Origin of the sequence: Mesorhizobium sp. WSM4935 (genome assembly GCF_029625735.1) — a bacterium.
GTDB lineage: Bacteria > Pseudomonadota > Alphaproteobacteria > Rhizobiales > Rhizobiaceae > Mesorhizobium.
In genome coordinates, this window is the sequence record NZ_JARTVR010000023.1 from 44817 (window position 1) to 57951 (window position 13135).

At 63.8% G+C, this 13135-nt stretch carries 12 protein-coding genes; 5 read left to right on the top strand and 7 right to left on the bottom strand.

The features are described from left to right. Positions 1-77: 77 nt before the first annotated feature. From P9273_RS30340 to P9273_RS30355, 4 genes are all read right to left on the bottom strand, one after another. Positions 78-1169 (bottom strand): Gfo/Idh/MocA family oxidoreductase, encoded by a 1092-nt coding sequence (locus tag P9273_RS30340; protein WP_278052167.1) that lies wholly within the window; start codon positions 1167-1169, stop codon positions 78-80. A 109-nt stretch (positions 1170-1278) separates the two neighbouring features. Further along, entirely contained in the window at positions 1279-2451 is a 1173-nt protein-coding gene (locus P9273_RS30345; RefSeq protein WP_278052168.1) for an ABC transporter substrate-binding protein, read from the bottom strand. An 85-nt stretch (positions 2452-2536) separates the two neighbouring features. Next, positions 2537-3385, bottom strand: coding sequence for an ABC transporter permease (locus P9273_RS30350; protein WP_278052169.1), 849 nt, complete (start codon positions 3383-3385; stop codon positions 2537-2539). Further along, positions 3382-4215, bottom strand: a complete 834-nt coding sequence (locus P9273_RS30355) for an ABC transporter ATP-binding protein (protein ID WP_278052171.1) — start codon at positions 4213-4215, stop codon at positions 3382-3384. The genes P9273_RS30350 and P9273_RS30355 overlap by 4 nt, the downstream gene beginning before the upstream one ends. 275 nt (positions 4216-4490) lie before the next feature. Here P9273_RS30355 and P9273_RS30360 point away from each other — a divergent pair, with 275 nt between their 5' ends. Both P9273_RS30360 and P9273_RS30365 read left to right on the top strand, forming a co-directional pair. Next, positions 4491-5438, top strand: coding sequence for a MurR/RpiR family transcriptional regulator (locus P9273_RS30360; RefSeq protein ID WP_278052173.1), 948 nt, complete (start codon positions 4491-4493; stop codon positions 5436-5438). Between the two features lie 109 nt (positions 5439-5547). Beyond that, the gene (locus P9273_RS30365) at positions 5548-7338 is read left to right on the top strand and encodes an NAD(P)/FAD-dependent oxidoreductase (RefSeq protein WP_278052175.1); all 1791 of its coding nucleotides are present in this window, start codon (positions 5548-5550) and stop codon (positions 7336-7338) included. Positions 7339-7378: 40 nt separating this feature from the next. Here the strand turns inward: P9273_RS30365 and P9273_RS30370 are convergent, their stop codons facing one another. Next, positions 7379-8599: an amidohydrolase/deacetylase family metallohydrolase gene (locus tag P9273_RS30370; RefSeq protein WP_278052177.1), complete on the bottom strand. Its 1221-nt coding sequence runs from the start codon at positions 8597-8599 to the stop codon at positions 7379-7381. A 97-nt stretch (positions 8600-8696) separates the two neighbouring features. Beyond that, the gene (locus P9273_RS30375) at positions 8697-9101 is read right to left on the bottom strand and encodes a RidA family protein (protein ID WP_442920271.1); all 405 of its coding nucleotides are present in this window, start codon (positions 9099-9101) and stop codon (positions 8697-8699) included. A gap of 151 nt (positions 9102-9252) precedes the next feature. Between P9273_RS30375 and P9273_RS30380 the strand changes: the two genes are divergently transcribed. After that, positions 9253-9732 (top strand): hypothetical protein, encoded by a 480-nt coding sequence (locus P9273_RS30380; protein ID WP_278052181.1) that lies wholly within the window; start codon positions 9253-9255, stop codon positions 9730-9732. A 186-nt stretch (positions 9733-9918) separates the two neighbouring features. Here P9273_RS30380 and P9273_RS30385 read toward each other — a convergent pair whose 3' ends face one another. After that, positions 9919-10173 carry a hypothetical protein gene (locus tag P9273_RS30385; RefSeq protein ID WP_040997403.1) on the bottom strand — a complete coding sequence of 85 codons (255 nt, stop codon included), beginning with the start codon at positions 10171-10173 and terminating at the stop codon, positions 9919-9921. Between the two features lie 278 nt (positions 10174-10451). Here P9273_RS30385 and P9273_RS30390 point away from each other — a divergent pair, with 278 nt between their 5' ends. Both P9273_RS30390 and P9273_RS30395 read left to right on the top strand, forming a co-directional pair. Next, positions 10452-11945 carry an ATP-binding protein gene (locus P9273_RS30390; protein WP_278052182.1) on the top strand — a complete coding sequence of 498 codons (1494 nt, stop codon included), beginning with the start codon at positions 10452-10454 and terminating at the stop codon, positions 11943-11945. A 639-nt stretch (positions 11946-12584) separates the two neighbouring features. After that, positions 12585-13135: VCBS domain-containing protein (locus tag P9273_RS30395; protein WP_278052183.1), on the top strand; the 551-nt coding region annotated here is incomplete at its 3' end.

The following is a 13135-nucleotide window of genomic DNA, read 5'->3' on the forward strand; positions in this document are numbered from 1 at the left end:
TCTTCGCCCCGCCCGGGGAGAAGAGGACCGCGAAGCGGCCGGATGAGGGGACTGGCGCGACCGGTGACCGGGAACCTTCACGCCAACTCGACGGTGCACTTTTCCGCGATGCTCTGCTCGGCCGCCAGCACGATGCGCAGGCTATTGACCGCCGCATCCATCTGCTCGCTGAGATCGAGGTCCTCGCGGATGGCGCGCAGGAAGAAGGCCTGCTCGCGGTCGCAAAGTTCCTGGTGCCCGGGCTCGTCCTCCATGCTGATGATTTCGTCGGGCTTGGAGAAATTCTTGTCGCCGTCGACCTGCGCATAATGGATCTTTAGCGCGTCGGTCTTGGTGTGGCGGTCGATGTCGGCGGAGTCGGACACCTCCTCGGCATCCTTGGCGCCGCTGCCCGACTGGCCGGCGACGATCGAGACGGCACCCTTCGGGCCGACCACGTCCTTCACGAAATAGGCCGTCTCGCTCATCATCGGACCCCAGCCCGCCTCATACCAGCCGACCGAGCCGTCGTCGAAGGTGACGTGCAGATGGCCGTAATTCTGCTTGTCGGCCTCGGCCCACAGCTTGGCGCCGATGCCGTGCACGCGCACCGGCTTGGCGCCGGTCAGCTGGCACATGACGTCGACATAATGCACGCCGCAATCGACGATCGGGATCAGCGAGTCGATCAGGTTCTTGTGCCAGTGCCAGGCGGTGCCGCTGCTCTGCTGGTTGAGGTTCAAACGCATCACCAGCGGCTTGCCGAGCGTCTTGCCGACCTCGATGAATTTGATCCAGGATGGATGGACGCGCAGGATGTAACCCAGCACCAGCTTACGGTTCTTGGCGCGCGCGGCGGCCACCACCTTCTCGGCATCCGCGATGTTGGTGGCGAGGGGCTTTTCCATGAAGACATGGCAGTTGGCGGCGATCGCCTTCAGCGCATATTCGGCATGCGTGTTCGGCCAGCTGTTGATGGAAACCGCATCGGGCTTGGTCTCCTTCAGCGCCAAGTCGAAATCCTCATAGAGCGGATAGCCGGCCAGCTCCTTCGGGATCTTCTTGTTGCTCTTGATCGAGCGGCTCATGATGCCGACGATCTCGAAGCCTTCGGAGCGGTGATAGGCGCTGGCATGCGAGGCCCCCATGTTGCCCAGACCAACCACCAGGATTCTTACTTTGTCGGCCATGTCAGCCTCCCTAATTCTTGATTCAATCATGGGCGGCGATCGATCGCCGCCCATTGCCCGGCCCTTTCCTCTCCCCCCCTCCGGAGGGAGAGGAAAGGAGCCAGCTCCCTCACTTCACTGCCGAGTCGAACAGGTGCGCCTTGATCTTCTCGACGTCGAGCGCGGCAAAGCCTTCCGACAGCTTCACGCCTTCGGCATCGGCTTTGACCTTGGCCTTGTCGAAGTCGTTGGCGGCCGGGATCAGGTCGTTGGTGCAGACATCCTCTGCCTTCACCGGCGCGGTGATCTGGCCAATCTTGAGGATCTCGTCGAAGAAGCCCTGCCAGCTCGCCATGTCGTGCGAGCCCCAGCCGCCGCGCTTGTCCATGTCGCCGCGGAAGACGTTGATCTGCTGCAGGATCGAGGTTGTGCCGAGTTCCGGCCCGAGATTCTTGGCGAGCGTCGGGAACTGCTCGAACACGGCCTCGACCGAGGCGCGCGGGTTCTGGTAGCCGAATTCGAGCCCCATCGCCCAGCCGCGCAGGTATTTCTCCAGGAATGCCTTCTTGTCGGCATCCTCGAGGTCGGCGGTGCGCACGACGAAGGTGTTGGCCGGCAGCTTGGAATTCTGCACGCCGAGCCAGTATTCGAAATCGAGCCCCTTGGCGATCCATTCGGCGCGCAAGCCTTCCCAGGAGAGTGCTGCATCGCCCTGGCCGCCAGCAAGCGCGGTGCCCCAGGTCGGCCAGCCGGCCTCGACATATTTCACCTTCTTGATGTCGACCTCTTGAGCCGCAAGCAGCGGATCGACGATCGCCTGCCAGGCGGCGGAGCCGAGCAGGATGGTCTTGCCTTCGAGATCCTTGAGGTTCTTGGTGCCCTGGCCCTTGCGGAAAGCGATGCTGAAGGTGTCGCGCGCGCCCATGTGGAAGACGGACTTCAGCTTCATGCCGTTCTGGATGGCGAAGGAGAAGACGCCGGGAGAGGGGAAGCCCATGTCGGCCTGGCCGACATCGACGAACTTCACCGTCGCAGTGCCGTCCGAGGGGCCCGGTTGCATGTCGGTGTTGAGGTCGCCGAAATAGCCGGCTTTCTTCGCCGACCAGTAGGGATAGTCGTCCAGCACTTCGAGCGTGCCGCGCGGCGAGATCCAGGTGAATTTTTCATAGGCCGCGGCTCTCGCCTTCAGGCCGGATGCGCCGAGCGCGGTGGCTGTCACGACGCCGGCTGCCGTCACCTGCAGGAAATAGCGGCGGCTGATGCCGGCCGGGACGCTGGAATGGATCGGATTGTCGTTGGTCATGGCATTCCCCTTTTGTTGATTGCCCTTTTGTCGATCGCTTGCCTTGCCTTCTTCGCCCGCCTCCCGGGCATTCATTTTTTCGTCTTTAGGTCTCCCAGCTCGCCCATTTCTTGCCGATCAGGAAGAACAGCACGTAGATCAGGATGCCGAGCGTCGACAGGATCAGCACCACCGCGAAGAATTGCGGCATCTGGATCATCGACGAGTAGGAGGTGAGCCGGTTGCCGAGGCCGAAGCCGCCGCCGACCATCTCGGCGCCGACGGCAGTGAGCAGGCCGAAGATCGCGCCGATCATCAGGCCGACCAGGATCATCGGCAGCGCCATCGGCGCGCGGATCTTCCAGAAGATCTGCAGAGTGCTCGCGCCATAGGAGCGGGCCAAGGCGATCTTGGCGCTGTCGACGCGGCGGAAGCCGGTGGCCGCGTTGATCATCACCATCGGGCCGGCTGCCAGCGCCACGGCGATGATGCGCGGCGTGTAGCCGAAGCCGAAGCGCAGGATGAGCAGCGGCACCAGCGCCAGCATCGGCGTGGTGACGAGGATCAGGATATAGGGAGCGACGATTTTCTCGGCGAAGGGGAACTGCGTGATCACCGCCGCCATCACCAGGCCGACGACGGCGCCGATGGCGAAGCCCGAGACAAGCTCGACCAGCGTATAGCCGAGATGCGGGGCGATCAGCGGGAACTCGTCGAACAAGGCGTAAACGATCGAGCTCGGCGGCGGCATGATGTATTGCGGCACGTGGAAGATACGCAGCGCCAGCTCGATGCCGCCGATGATTACCACGGCAACAGCGAGGATAGCCGCCACCTCGGCGCCGGACTTGATGCCGGGGCCGCTGGAAAAAGCCGACAGGTTGGTCAGGCTGACGTCCTGCCCATCTCCCGATTTGGCCTTCGAGAATTCCGGAATGGCGTCGCCCCCGCTCACGGCCTGATCCTCACGATTTCAGCGCTCTTATGCTCCGGCTGTTCCTGGGCCTTCGGCCGGCGCTCGCCGACGATGTCCATCTTGATCCTGTTGGTGAGGTCGAAGACCTCTTTCGTCGCCATGATCTCCAGCGAACGTGGCCGCGGAAACGGCACATCGTAGACCTTGGCGACGCGGCCCGGACGTGTGGTCAGCACCACCACGCGGTCGGAGAGGAAGATCGCCTCCTCGATGCTGTGGGTGATGAAGACGATGGTGGTCTTGGTGTCGAGCCAGATCTCCTCGACGAGGCGGTTCATCTCCTCGCGGGTGAAGCTGTCGAGCGCGCCGAAGGGCTCGTCCATCAGCAGCACCGAAGGCTTCAGCGCCAGCGCGCGCACGATCGCGGCGCGCTGCTGCATGCCGCCGGAAAGCTCGCGCGGGAACTTGCCGCCGAAACCGTCGAGTCCGACGCGGTTGAGCAGATGCGCGATCCAGGCGCGATCGGGCTTCTCGCCCTTGATCTCGAAGGGGAAGTTGATGTTGGCGTCGAGGTTGCGCCAGGGCAAAAGGTTCGCTTCCTGGAAGACGATGCCGATCTCCGGGCGCGGGCCGGTGATCTCCTTGCCGTCGAGCAGAATGGAGCCGGCCGTCAGGCGATGCAGGCCCGACATCGACCACAACAGCGTGGTCTTGCCGCAGCCGGAGGGACCGACGATCGAAACGATCTCGTTGGAGTGCACATCGAGGCTGCAGCGATCCAGCGCCAGAAGGTCGCCGGAGCCCGTCTGATAGACCTTCGTCGCTGCCTGCACGCCGAGCTTCGGCGTTCTTGCGCTTGCCGTACTCATGCTCCCCCTCGGAGACTGCGCGATGCGTTGCCGGAAGGCCCATCTGTCCGCGAAATCAGTCTGTAACTATCCTACTTTACTGTCAAGCGGCGGCAGACCTCACAAGCAATCAGCTTCAATCAGCTCTTATCTAAGCGTCTGGTTTTTATCGGGTTTATGATCGCTTGCGGGGCGTGTTACTTTCCTACATACTCGTACGGGTTGATTGCCTATGGTCAGCGGGCCGATAATCGCGAAGATGACAGGTCCCGAAGCGGGCTGGGGAGGACTGGCCAATGACCGAAGCCGACAGCCAGGCGTTGCGAATGACCGATGAGGATAGCGACCGGCATGACCATGTCAGGCGCATTCCCGATATCATCTCGCAGGTGAAGGACAGCTATGCGGAGCTGCGGCCTGCCGAGCGCCGCGTCGCCGATGTCGTGCTCGACGATGTCAAATATGCGGTCGACGCTTCCAATGCCGCGCTTGCCCAGCGCGCCGGGGTCAGCGAGCCGACGGTCACCCGTTTCTGCCGCGCCATCGGCTGCGAGGGCGTGCGTGACTTCAAGCTGAAGCTGGCGCAGAGCCTGGTGGTCGGCGCGCTCTATCTTGCCACCAAGCCGCAACCCGTAAACAGCGATAGCGGCATGCCGTTCTGGAACGCCGTGTTCGGCGAGGCGCGGCGGGCGCTGCAGGAGGCGGAGCGGCAGATCGATCCGGGACAATTGCAGAAAGCGGCGGAACTGATCGCCAAGGCGCGGCAGGTGACGGTGTTCGGCCTCGGCGGCAGTTCGTCGGCGCTGGCCCAGGAAACGCAATACCGCCTGTTCCGCTACGGCATCACAATCAGCGCGCAATGCGATCCCTATTTGATGCGCATGACCGCTTCGACGCTGAAGCCCGGCGATCTGGTCATCGCGATCTCGGCAACCGGCCGCACGCGCGAAGTGATCGAGGCGGTGGAACTCGCCAAGCATTACCGCGCCGACGCGATCTGCGTGACGGCGCCTGATACCGAGCTGACGCGTGTCTGTGACGTGCGGCTGACGATGGCGGTTCCGGAATATCCCGACACGCTGAAGCCGACCGCTTCGCGCTACGCATTCCTCGCGGCCATCGATCTGCTGGCGGTGGCGACCGCCTACAGGATCGACGGCCCGGCGCGCGAGACCGTGCGCCGGGTCAAGTACAACGCCCAGATCCATCGGACAGGCAAGGAGATGGAGCCGCTCGGGGATTGAGACGGGTTCTTCCTTCTCCCCTAAGGGGAGAAGGGAAAGTCGGCGACCCCGGCTTCAGCGAACCAACACTGCGCCGGCTTCGGCGATATGAAAAAGGGAACGAAGAAGAATGCTCGACATCGCACCATCGCAACAGGCGGCAACTTGGCTCGGCTCGTTCGGCCGGGCGCTCGAGGCCGGCGATATCGAGGCGGCCACGAACCTCTTCGCGGAGGATGGCTATTGGCGCGATCTTTTGACCTTCACCTGGAACATCAAGACCATGGAGGGACAGGCCGCGATCCGCGAGATGCTGAAGGCGACGCTGTCTTCGACGCAGCCGTCGCACTGGCATTTGACCGGAGAGCCGGGCGTCGACGACGGCATCATCGAGGCCTGGTTCACATTCGAGACGGCGGTGGCGCGCGGCGAGGGCATCCTGCGACTCAAGGATGGCCGCTGCCGCACGCTGTTCACCGCGATGAGCGAACTCAAGGGATTCGAGGAGCGGAAGGGCCCGGCGCGGCCGCTCGGCATACGCCACAAGGCCGATCCCGAGCGCGAGACCTGGGCGGAAGCACGGGCGCGCGAGGCGCGCGACCTCGGCGTGCATGAGCAGCCCTACTGCCTGGTGATCGGCGGCGGTCAGGGCGGCATCATGCTCGGCGCCCGGCTGCGGCAGCTCGGCGTTCCCGCGCTCATCATCGAAAAGAATGCGCGGGCCGGCGATTCCTGGCGCAACCGCTACCGCTCGCTCGTGCTGCACGATCCGGTCTGGTACGACCATCTGCCCTATATTCCGTTCCCGGAAAACTGGCCGGTCTTCACGCCCAAGGACAAGATGGGCGACTGGCTGGAAATGTATGCCCGCGTCATGGAGCTGAACTATTGGGTCGCCACCAAATGCATCAGCGCCGCCTATGACGAGGCCGAAAAGGTCTGGACCGTGGTGGTCGACCGGGTCGGCCAACGCATCACGCTGAAGCCGAAGCATATCGTTTTCGCCACCGGCGCCTACGGGCCGCCACGGCAGATCGAGCTCGCGGGCAAAGACAGCTTCAAGGGCGAGCTCCTGCATTCCAGCCAATATACGACCGGCGAAAAATTCCGCGGCAAGCGCATCGCCGTCATCGGTGCGGCAAGCTCGGGCCACGATGTCAGCGTCGACCTTTGGGAAGCCGGCGCCAAGGTCACCATGGTCCAGCGCTCGCCGACGACGGTGGTGAAATCCGACACGCTGATGGAGGTCGGGTTCGAGATCTTCTCCGAGAAGGCCCTGGCGCGCGGTATCACCACCGACAAGGCCGACATGATCGTCGCCTCGACGCCCTTCGCGCTGGTGCCCAAGGGCCAGCGCGCGCTCTATGATGTGATCCGCGAGCGCGACGCGGATTTCTACAAGCGGCTCAGCGACAGCGGCTTTGCCATCGACTTCGGCGAGGACGAAACCGGGCTGTTGGTGAAGGCCTACCGGACAGGCTCCGGCTATTACATCGATGTCGGCGCCTGCGAGCTGATCCTGAACGGCGAGATCAAGGTCAAAAGCGGCGTCGGCATCAAGTCGCTGACACCGGACGGCATCCTGTTCGATGACGGCAGCGAATTGGAAGTCGATGCGATCGTCTGCTGCACCGGCTACCAGTCGATGAACCAGACGGTTGCGGCAATCGTCTCGCGCGAGGTCGCCGACAAGGTCGGTCCATGCTGGGGCCTCGGCTCCGGCGTGAAGGGCGATCCGGGTCCGTGGCAGGGCGAATTGCGCAATATGTGGAAACCGACGGCGCAGGAGGCGCTGTGGTTCCATGGCGGCAATCTGGCGCTGTCGAGGTTCTATTCGAAGTTCGTTGCGCTGCAGCTCAAGGCGCGCATGGAAGGGATTGCCACGCCGGTTTACGGCGAGCCGAGCAATTCGAGGCGGTGAAGAGCCAATCTCCCCCACGAGGGGGGAGATTAGCCAATCACTACCGAAAATGCCTCGCCGCCACATCGACATGCGTGTGATGCGCATGGGTCTCGAAACGCTCGGTCTCGTTGTGGTCGGGCGCTTCGTTCGGCCACCATTTGCCGCCGATGACGATGCCGTTGGAGATCAGCCGCTGATCCGCGACCAGCGGCGCCCCGACGGCATCGATGAAGGTGAAGCGGCCCGGTTGGAGCTTCAGCACCGCGACGTCGCCGATGCCGCCGACCTTCAGCGTGCCGAGTTCCGGCCTGGTGATCGCCTCTGCCGGCCGCTGCGTCGCCGCCCGCAGCACCTCGACCAGCGGCATGCCGAGCGCCACGAGCTTAGACATGCAGACCAATATGTCGAAGGCCGGACCTTCGACGCAGTAGAGATGCACGTCGCTCGAGATAACGTCGGGCGCGAGACCCTCGGCGAGCATCGCCTTCGCCACCTCGAAGTCGAAGGAGCCCATGCCGTGGCCGATGTCGAAGATGACGCCGCGCTCGCGGGCGAGGCGCATGTCCGGCCGCACCGCACCGGAGGCGAAGACCGGCGCGTTGGGGAAAGGTCGGAAGCAGTGGGTGAGGATGTCGCCGCGTCGCAGCCTCGGCAGCACTTCCGAGCGGCCGGGCGGCGGCTCGTCGATATGCGCCATCAGCGGCAGACCGACCTTGTCGGCTGCTTCGAGCGCGAGATCGACCGGCGCGATGCCGCTGGTCCCGCCGGCATGCTTGCCGGAGCGGACTTTCACTCCGACGACCACGTCGGGGTGCTCGCGCACCGCGGCAACCGTCTCACGCGGCTCGCAAAGCCTGAGGTCGCTGCATTCGCCGACCGACACGGTGTTTGAGAATCCGAATATGCCGGCGAAGGAGATGTTGACGTAAGCCAGGATGCGCACCTTCGAGCGCTCGATGACGTGGCGGCGGAAGCCCAAGAAATTGCCGGCGCCGGCGCTGCCGGCGTCGATGAAGGTGGTGGTGCCGCTCTTGGCGGCGAGCCGATCGGCATCGACGCCGAGCGAGGTGCCGCCCCAATAGACGTGGCTATGCAGGTCGATGAGGCCGGGCGTGACGATGCAGTCCCTGGCATCGACCACTTCACCCGCCGCTTCGGCGTCGATGGCGGCCTCGATCGCGGCGACGCGGCCGTCGGCGATGGCGACGTCGCGTTGCCCGTCCAGGCCCGATGCGGGATCGATGACACGCCCGCCCTTGATCAGGAGATCGAACTGCATCGGTGCCCTCCCTTTGTTTGGTTCACGGACGGAAAACCGCTAAGCACTTTTCCTGGAATTGCCGCAAGCGATCCGACCGGGCGATCCGACCGGGCGATCAGACCGGCCGGTAGGCGACGGCCTCGACCTCGATCTTGATGTCGATCATCAGGCGGGACTCGACGGTGGTCCGCGCCGGCGGATCCTTCGGGAAATGCTTCGCATAGACCGTGTTGAACGTGCCGAAATCGCGCGCGTCCTCCAGCCAGACGGTGGTCTTCACCACATCTTCCATGGCGCAGCCGGCAAGGGCCAGCGCCGCCTTGATGTTCTGCAGCACCTGCTCGGTCTGTTCGGCGATGCCACCCTTCACCACAAGCCCGTCGCTGCCCACCGGCACCTGGCCGGAAACATAGACGAAATCGCCGGCGCGCACGGCGGGCGAGAGCGGAACATGCGATTTTCCGAAGCACTGCTTGGGCAAGGTGAGCCTCCTCTTGGGCGATTGAGCGGGATCGTTCATAGCCGTCTACGCCTGTCGGCGCGATCCTCCTAGAGCCGATGTCGGAAAGCAACATTTTTTCGGAATCCATGTTGCTTTATTACAGAAGCGTCAGCATGTTGCGCTCGATGTTGCCCCCGTCGGGCGGCGCAGAGGTGAGGGGAGATCCTGCATGACCTTCGACAAGAACCCGGAAGGCGACGCCGACCGTCACGCGCTGTGGGAGATGCTGGTGCGGCGCGACATCGATGCCTTCCTCGGACAGGACTGGTCGATGGTCGAGGACGATTTCATCGCCGAAAGCTTCTTCGGCATGCATGCGCATTTCCTACCCAACGCCGATGCCTGGCGGCTGCAGTTCCCAAGGCTCGAAATCTATCGCGACGAATGGCTGCGGCAGGCCAGGGAAACCGCGGCAACGAAATTCGCCGAGCCGCTGCGCGAGGCGTTGTTCCGTGTCACCAACATGCGCGACATCGACGTCGACGGCGACCGTGCGGTGCTGCACAAAAAGTTCGACGGGTCGGTCGCCAAGGCCGACGGCGGCGTCGACCGGCTCAAATGGCAGACGCTCTATTTCTGCCGCAAAATCGGCGGCCGCTGGAAGATCGCCGGCTTTGTCGGCTATATGCCGCATCCGCTGGGAGGCTAGGCGGTCTGTTGATATTCAGGTGAGGCTGGCCTGCGAACGGCGGCTTCCTGCGCTTCCGGTGCTCACGTACTTTAAGTACGCTCCGCTCCGGTTCCCGGAATCCGCCATTCTCGGCTCACCCTGACCTGAATCTCAACACACCTTGGCGCGCGGCGAGCCGCAGGCAATCGCTCTTGCGTAGGCCCCCTAGGAAAGACGCGGCAATCGCTCGTCGGGCGAGCGATGGTCGAACACGACACCCATGGTCTTACCAACGGCGGCCATGACGATCAGCTCGACCAGATGGTCGTCGCTGTCCTCACAGGCGGGGTCCGATTGGCGGACGGCGTCGATCATCGCGCGGGTCGAGATCGTGTCACCGGCGCGAAATTTCGAAAGGGCAGACGAAACAATATCTTGCACCGTCGGATCCACGTCGGGCAGTTCCGAAGCGACGTTCATCAGCCTCCTCCTGCTGTGAACTCTCTCTGAAAAGATGATACGCCAATGGTGGAATTGCGCCAGCGAAATGGTGGTCCGACCAGTGCGATTGCCGACAGCCTGCCGCCGCTCGCGAGCTGACGCTCGCCCATAGGGACGAGCTGACGCTCGCCCATAGGGACGAGCTTACGCTCGCCCATAGGTGTGGAACACTGCGCGGTCAGGCGCTGGCCGTGCTCGACGCGCCGCGCTCCGGTTGGTAAGCCCGTCGCGCGCAGGGAGACGATCCGAATCGAGACATGACCGTTGCAATCGAGATGGGGCAGACCACGGCAGGCGCGCCGGCGGCCCTCGACCTTGAGGAATTGCTGGCCACCCGCCTGCTGGTGCAGGGCAATTCGGGCTCCGGCAAGTCGCATCTTTTGCGGCGGCTGCTCGAACAGAGCGCGCCCTGGGTCCAGCAGACCATCGTCGATCCCGAAGGCGATTTCGTGTCGCTGGGCGAGCGCTTCGGCCATCTGGTGATCGACGCCGAGGAGCATACCGAGCGCGGCCTGCAGGCGGCCGGCGAGCGGGCGCGCGTCCACCGCGTCTCGACGGTGCTCAACCTCGAGGGGCTCGACGCCGAGAACCAGATGCGGCGCGCCGCGGCGTTCCTCGGCGGGCTGTTCGAGGTCGCGCGCGACCATTGGTATCCGATGCTGGTCGTGGTCGACGAGGCGCAGCTCTTCGCGCCGGCCGCCGCCGGCGAAGTCTCGGACGAGGCGCGCAAGCTTTCGCTGGGCGCCATGACCAATCTGATGTGCCGCGGCCGCAAGCGCGGGCTGGCCGGCATCATCGCCACGCAGCGGCTGGCGAAGCTTGCCAAGAACGTCGCGGCGGAAGCCTCCAACTTCCTGATGGGCCGGACCTTCCTCGACATCGATATGGCACGCGCGGCCGACCTGCTCGGCATGGAGCGGCGCCAGGCCGAAGCTTTCCGCGACCTGGAGCGCGGGCATTTCATGGCGCTTGGGCCTGCCTTGTCGCGCCACCCGCTCAGCGTGCGCATCGGCCAGACCGAAACCAGCCCGCGCAACGGCACGCCGCGGCTGATGCCGCTGCCGGAAACCGCGCTCGAGGATGCGCGCTCGATCATTCTCGCCGCGCCGCCGCCGGAGACGGTGAGGCCGCAGCGCCGGCCGTCGCCCGACCTGCTCGATCAGCTGATGGCGGCCAAGGCCGCGCCGCTGGACATCCGCCCCGACCCGGCGGAGCCGCAGCCCAGCGCCGAGGATCTGGCTGAACGGCGCGAGCGGATGGACCGCATCCTGCGCGCCATCCTGGCTGAGCCCGATGCCGGGTTCCGCGTCATCGGCGTGCTCTACCAGGAGTTCGTGGTCCGCTGCCGCATCGAAGGGCTTGCCTCGGTAGTACCCGATCTTTCGGAATTCCGCCGCATGCTGACGCGCGCCCGCGCCGGCGTCGGCTCCGACATGGCCGAGGACGATGCGTGGCGGGACGTGTCGGTGCGCGCATCGCTGTTGCCCGAGGACATGCAGGGCGTGTTCATGATGATTGCCCGCGCCGCCAAGGAGGGCTGGCCATGCCCGAGCGACGCCGCGATCGCGCGGGCCTATGGCTCGCACTCGCTGCGCCGCGCGCGCCGGCTGCTCGACTACATCGAGGAGCAGGGGCTCATCGTCTGCCAGGTCGACGGCGTCGGTCGGCGAACGGTGACGCTTGTCGAGCTCGCCTGGGCGACGGCGCCGGGCGATCCGAATGCCGTGGAGCAGGACAGGCTGGGGGTGTGAGCTTGCATCAAAAGGCGCCGCCTACCAGGCTTTGGCAAATCAGCTTTGCGCCATTGGTTGATGGCCAGCCCGCTTTGTCTGGTTGCACGCGTCACTGTATATTCCGATAGAATTTTCCAACAGAAATGCCAGCGACCGAGCGACGGCGAACTCGACATTGCGCCGTCAAAGCAGGCTGCGCCGGAACGGATTCGGGCCGCGCACTTTAAATCTTTATTTTGATGCCTGTCATTCGCTCCAAATCGCAGCCCATTTTGAGGGGATATATGCATCAATCGACGAGGTCGCAGATTTGTTAAATGTTTAATGAATCGTTAACATTACACGAGAATATATATTCCGTTATGGTTTCCAAATCATAAAAAGCTAATATAACTGACTATAGGTATGCTTGTCCCGCGATTGCGGCGACCAAGGGGGGCACGCCAGATAGGAATGTTGGGGTGCGAGCGCGCAAGCGCTCGGGGGTGGGGTTTTGTCTCTCGGCGAGAGAAGTCTTCACGTTCAATCAAAGGCGCTTGGTCCTGACCAAGGGCCGCAGGCGGAAGCATCCGCTTGCGTCGTCCGTACCAGGATCAGCAGCAACCGTTGGGGCGAACGCCTTCGTCGTTCGCAAAGGATCACAGGGGGTAATCGGCAATGGCGACCACAACAATAACTTCAGGCTCGACCGTTACATTTTCGAATTCGGGCGCGGCAGCCAATCTGACGCAATCCGGCAGCGAGGATGGCAGCCTTCAGTTCACGTTCGACGTCCTTGCGGCGAGCGGCGGCGGAACCAAGACGACGATCTATTCGGTGGACGACGGCGTCAAGAACGATGATGGAGGGGCCAGCATCACGGTCACGAACAAGGCATTCGCCGATTATAACAAGGATCTGCTGATCCAGGACCAAGCGGGACTTCAATTTGCCGAAACCAGCACAAAAGGCGCGAAATTCTGGGTCGGGACCGACGGAAAAATTCACTATGACGCGAGCAGCCTGAGCGCTGAGATCCAAGCGCTGGGCGCCAACCAGACCTTCACCGACACGATCCAGTACACGATCAAGATGTCGAACGGCACGCTGAGCGTCGGCACGCTGACGGTGGTCATCAACGGCGTGAACGACGCGGCGGTGATCACCGGCAGCAGCACGGCGGAGCTGACCGAGACCGACGCGGCGCAAAGCACCGGCGGCAAGCTCGA

What these genes read in the sequence shown, in the direction of transcription:
- P9273_RS30340 (WP_278052167.1), bottom strand. Translation starts at nt 1,169, where the DNA reads ATGGCCGACAAAGTAAGAATCCTGGTGGTTGGTCTGGGCAACATGGGG.
- P9273_RS30360 (WP_278052173.1), top strand. Translation starts at nt 4,491, where the DNA reads ATGACCGAAGCCGACAGCCAGGCGTTGCGAATGACCGATGAGGATAGC.
- P9273_RS30385 (WP_040997403.1), bottom strand. Translation starts at nt 10,173, where the DNA reads ATGAACGTCGCTTCGGAACTGCCCGACGTGGATCCGACGGTGCAAGAT.
- P9273_RS30355 (WP_278052171.1), bottom strand. Translation starts at nt 4,215, where the DNA reads ATGAGTACGGCAAGCGCAAGAACGCCGAAGCTCGGCGTGCAGGCAGCG.
- P9273_RS30365 (WP_278052175.1), top strand. Translation starts at nt 5,548, where the DNA reads ATGCTCGACATCGCACCATCGCAACAGGCGGCAACTTGGCTCGGCTCG.
- P9273_RS30345 (WP_278052168.1), bottom strand. Translation starts at nt 2,451, where the DNA reads ATGACCAACGACAATCCGATCCATTCCAGCGTCCCGGCCGGCATCAGC.
- P9273_RS30380 (WP_278052181.1), top strand. Translation starts at nt 9,253, where the DNA reads ATGACCTTCGACAAGAACCCGGAAGGCGACGCCGACCGTCACGCGCTG.
- P9273_RS30370 (WP_278052177.1), bottom strand. Translation starts at nt 8,599, where the DNA reads ATGCAGTTCGATCTCCTGATCAAGGGCGGGCGTGTCATCGATCCCGCA.
- P9273_RS30390 (WP_278052182.1), top strand. Translation starts at nt 10,452, where the DNA reads ATGACCGTTGCAATCGAGATGGGGCAGACCACGGCAGGCGCGCCGGCG.
- P9273_RS30375 (WP_442920271.1), bottom strand. Translation starts at nt 9,101, where the DNA reads ATGAACGATCCCGCTCAATCGCCCAAGAGGAGGCTCACCTTGCCCAAG.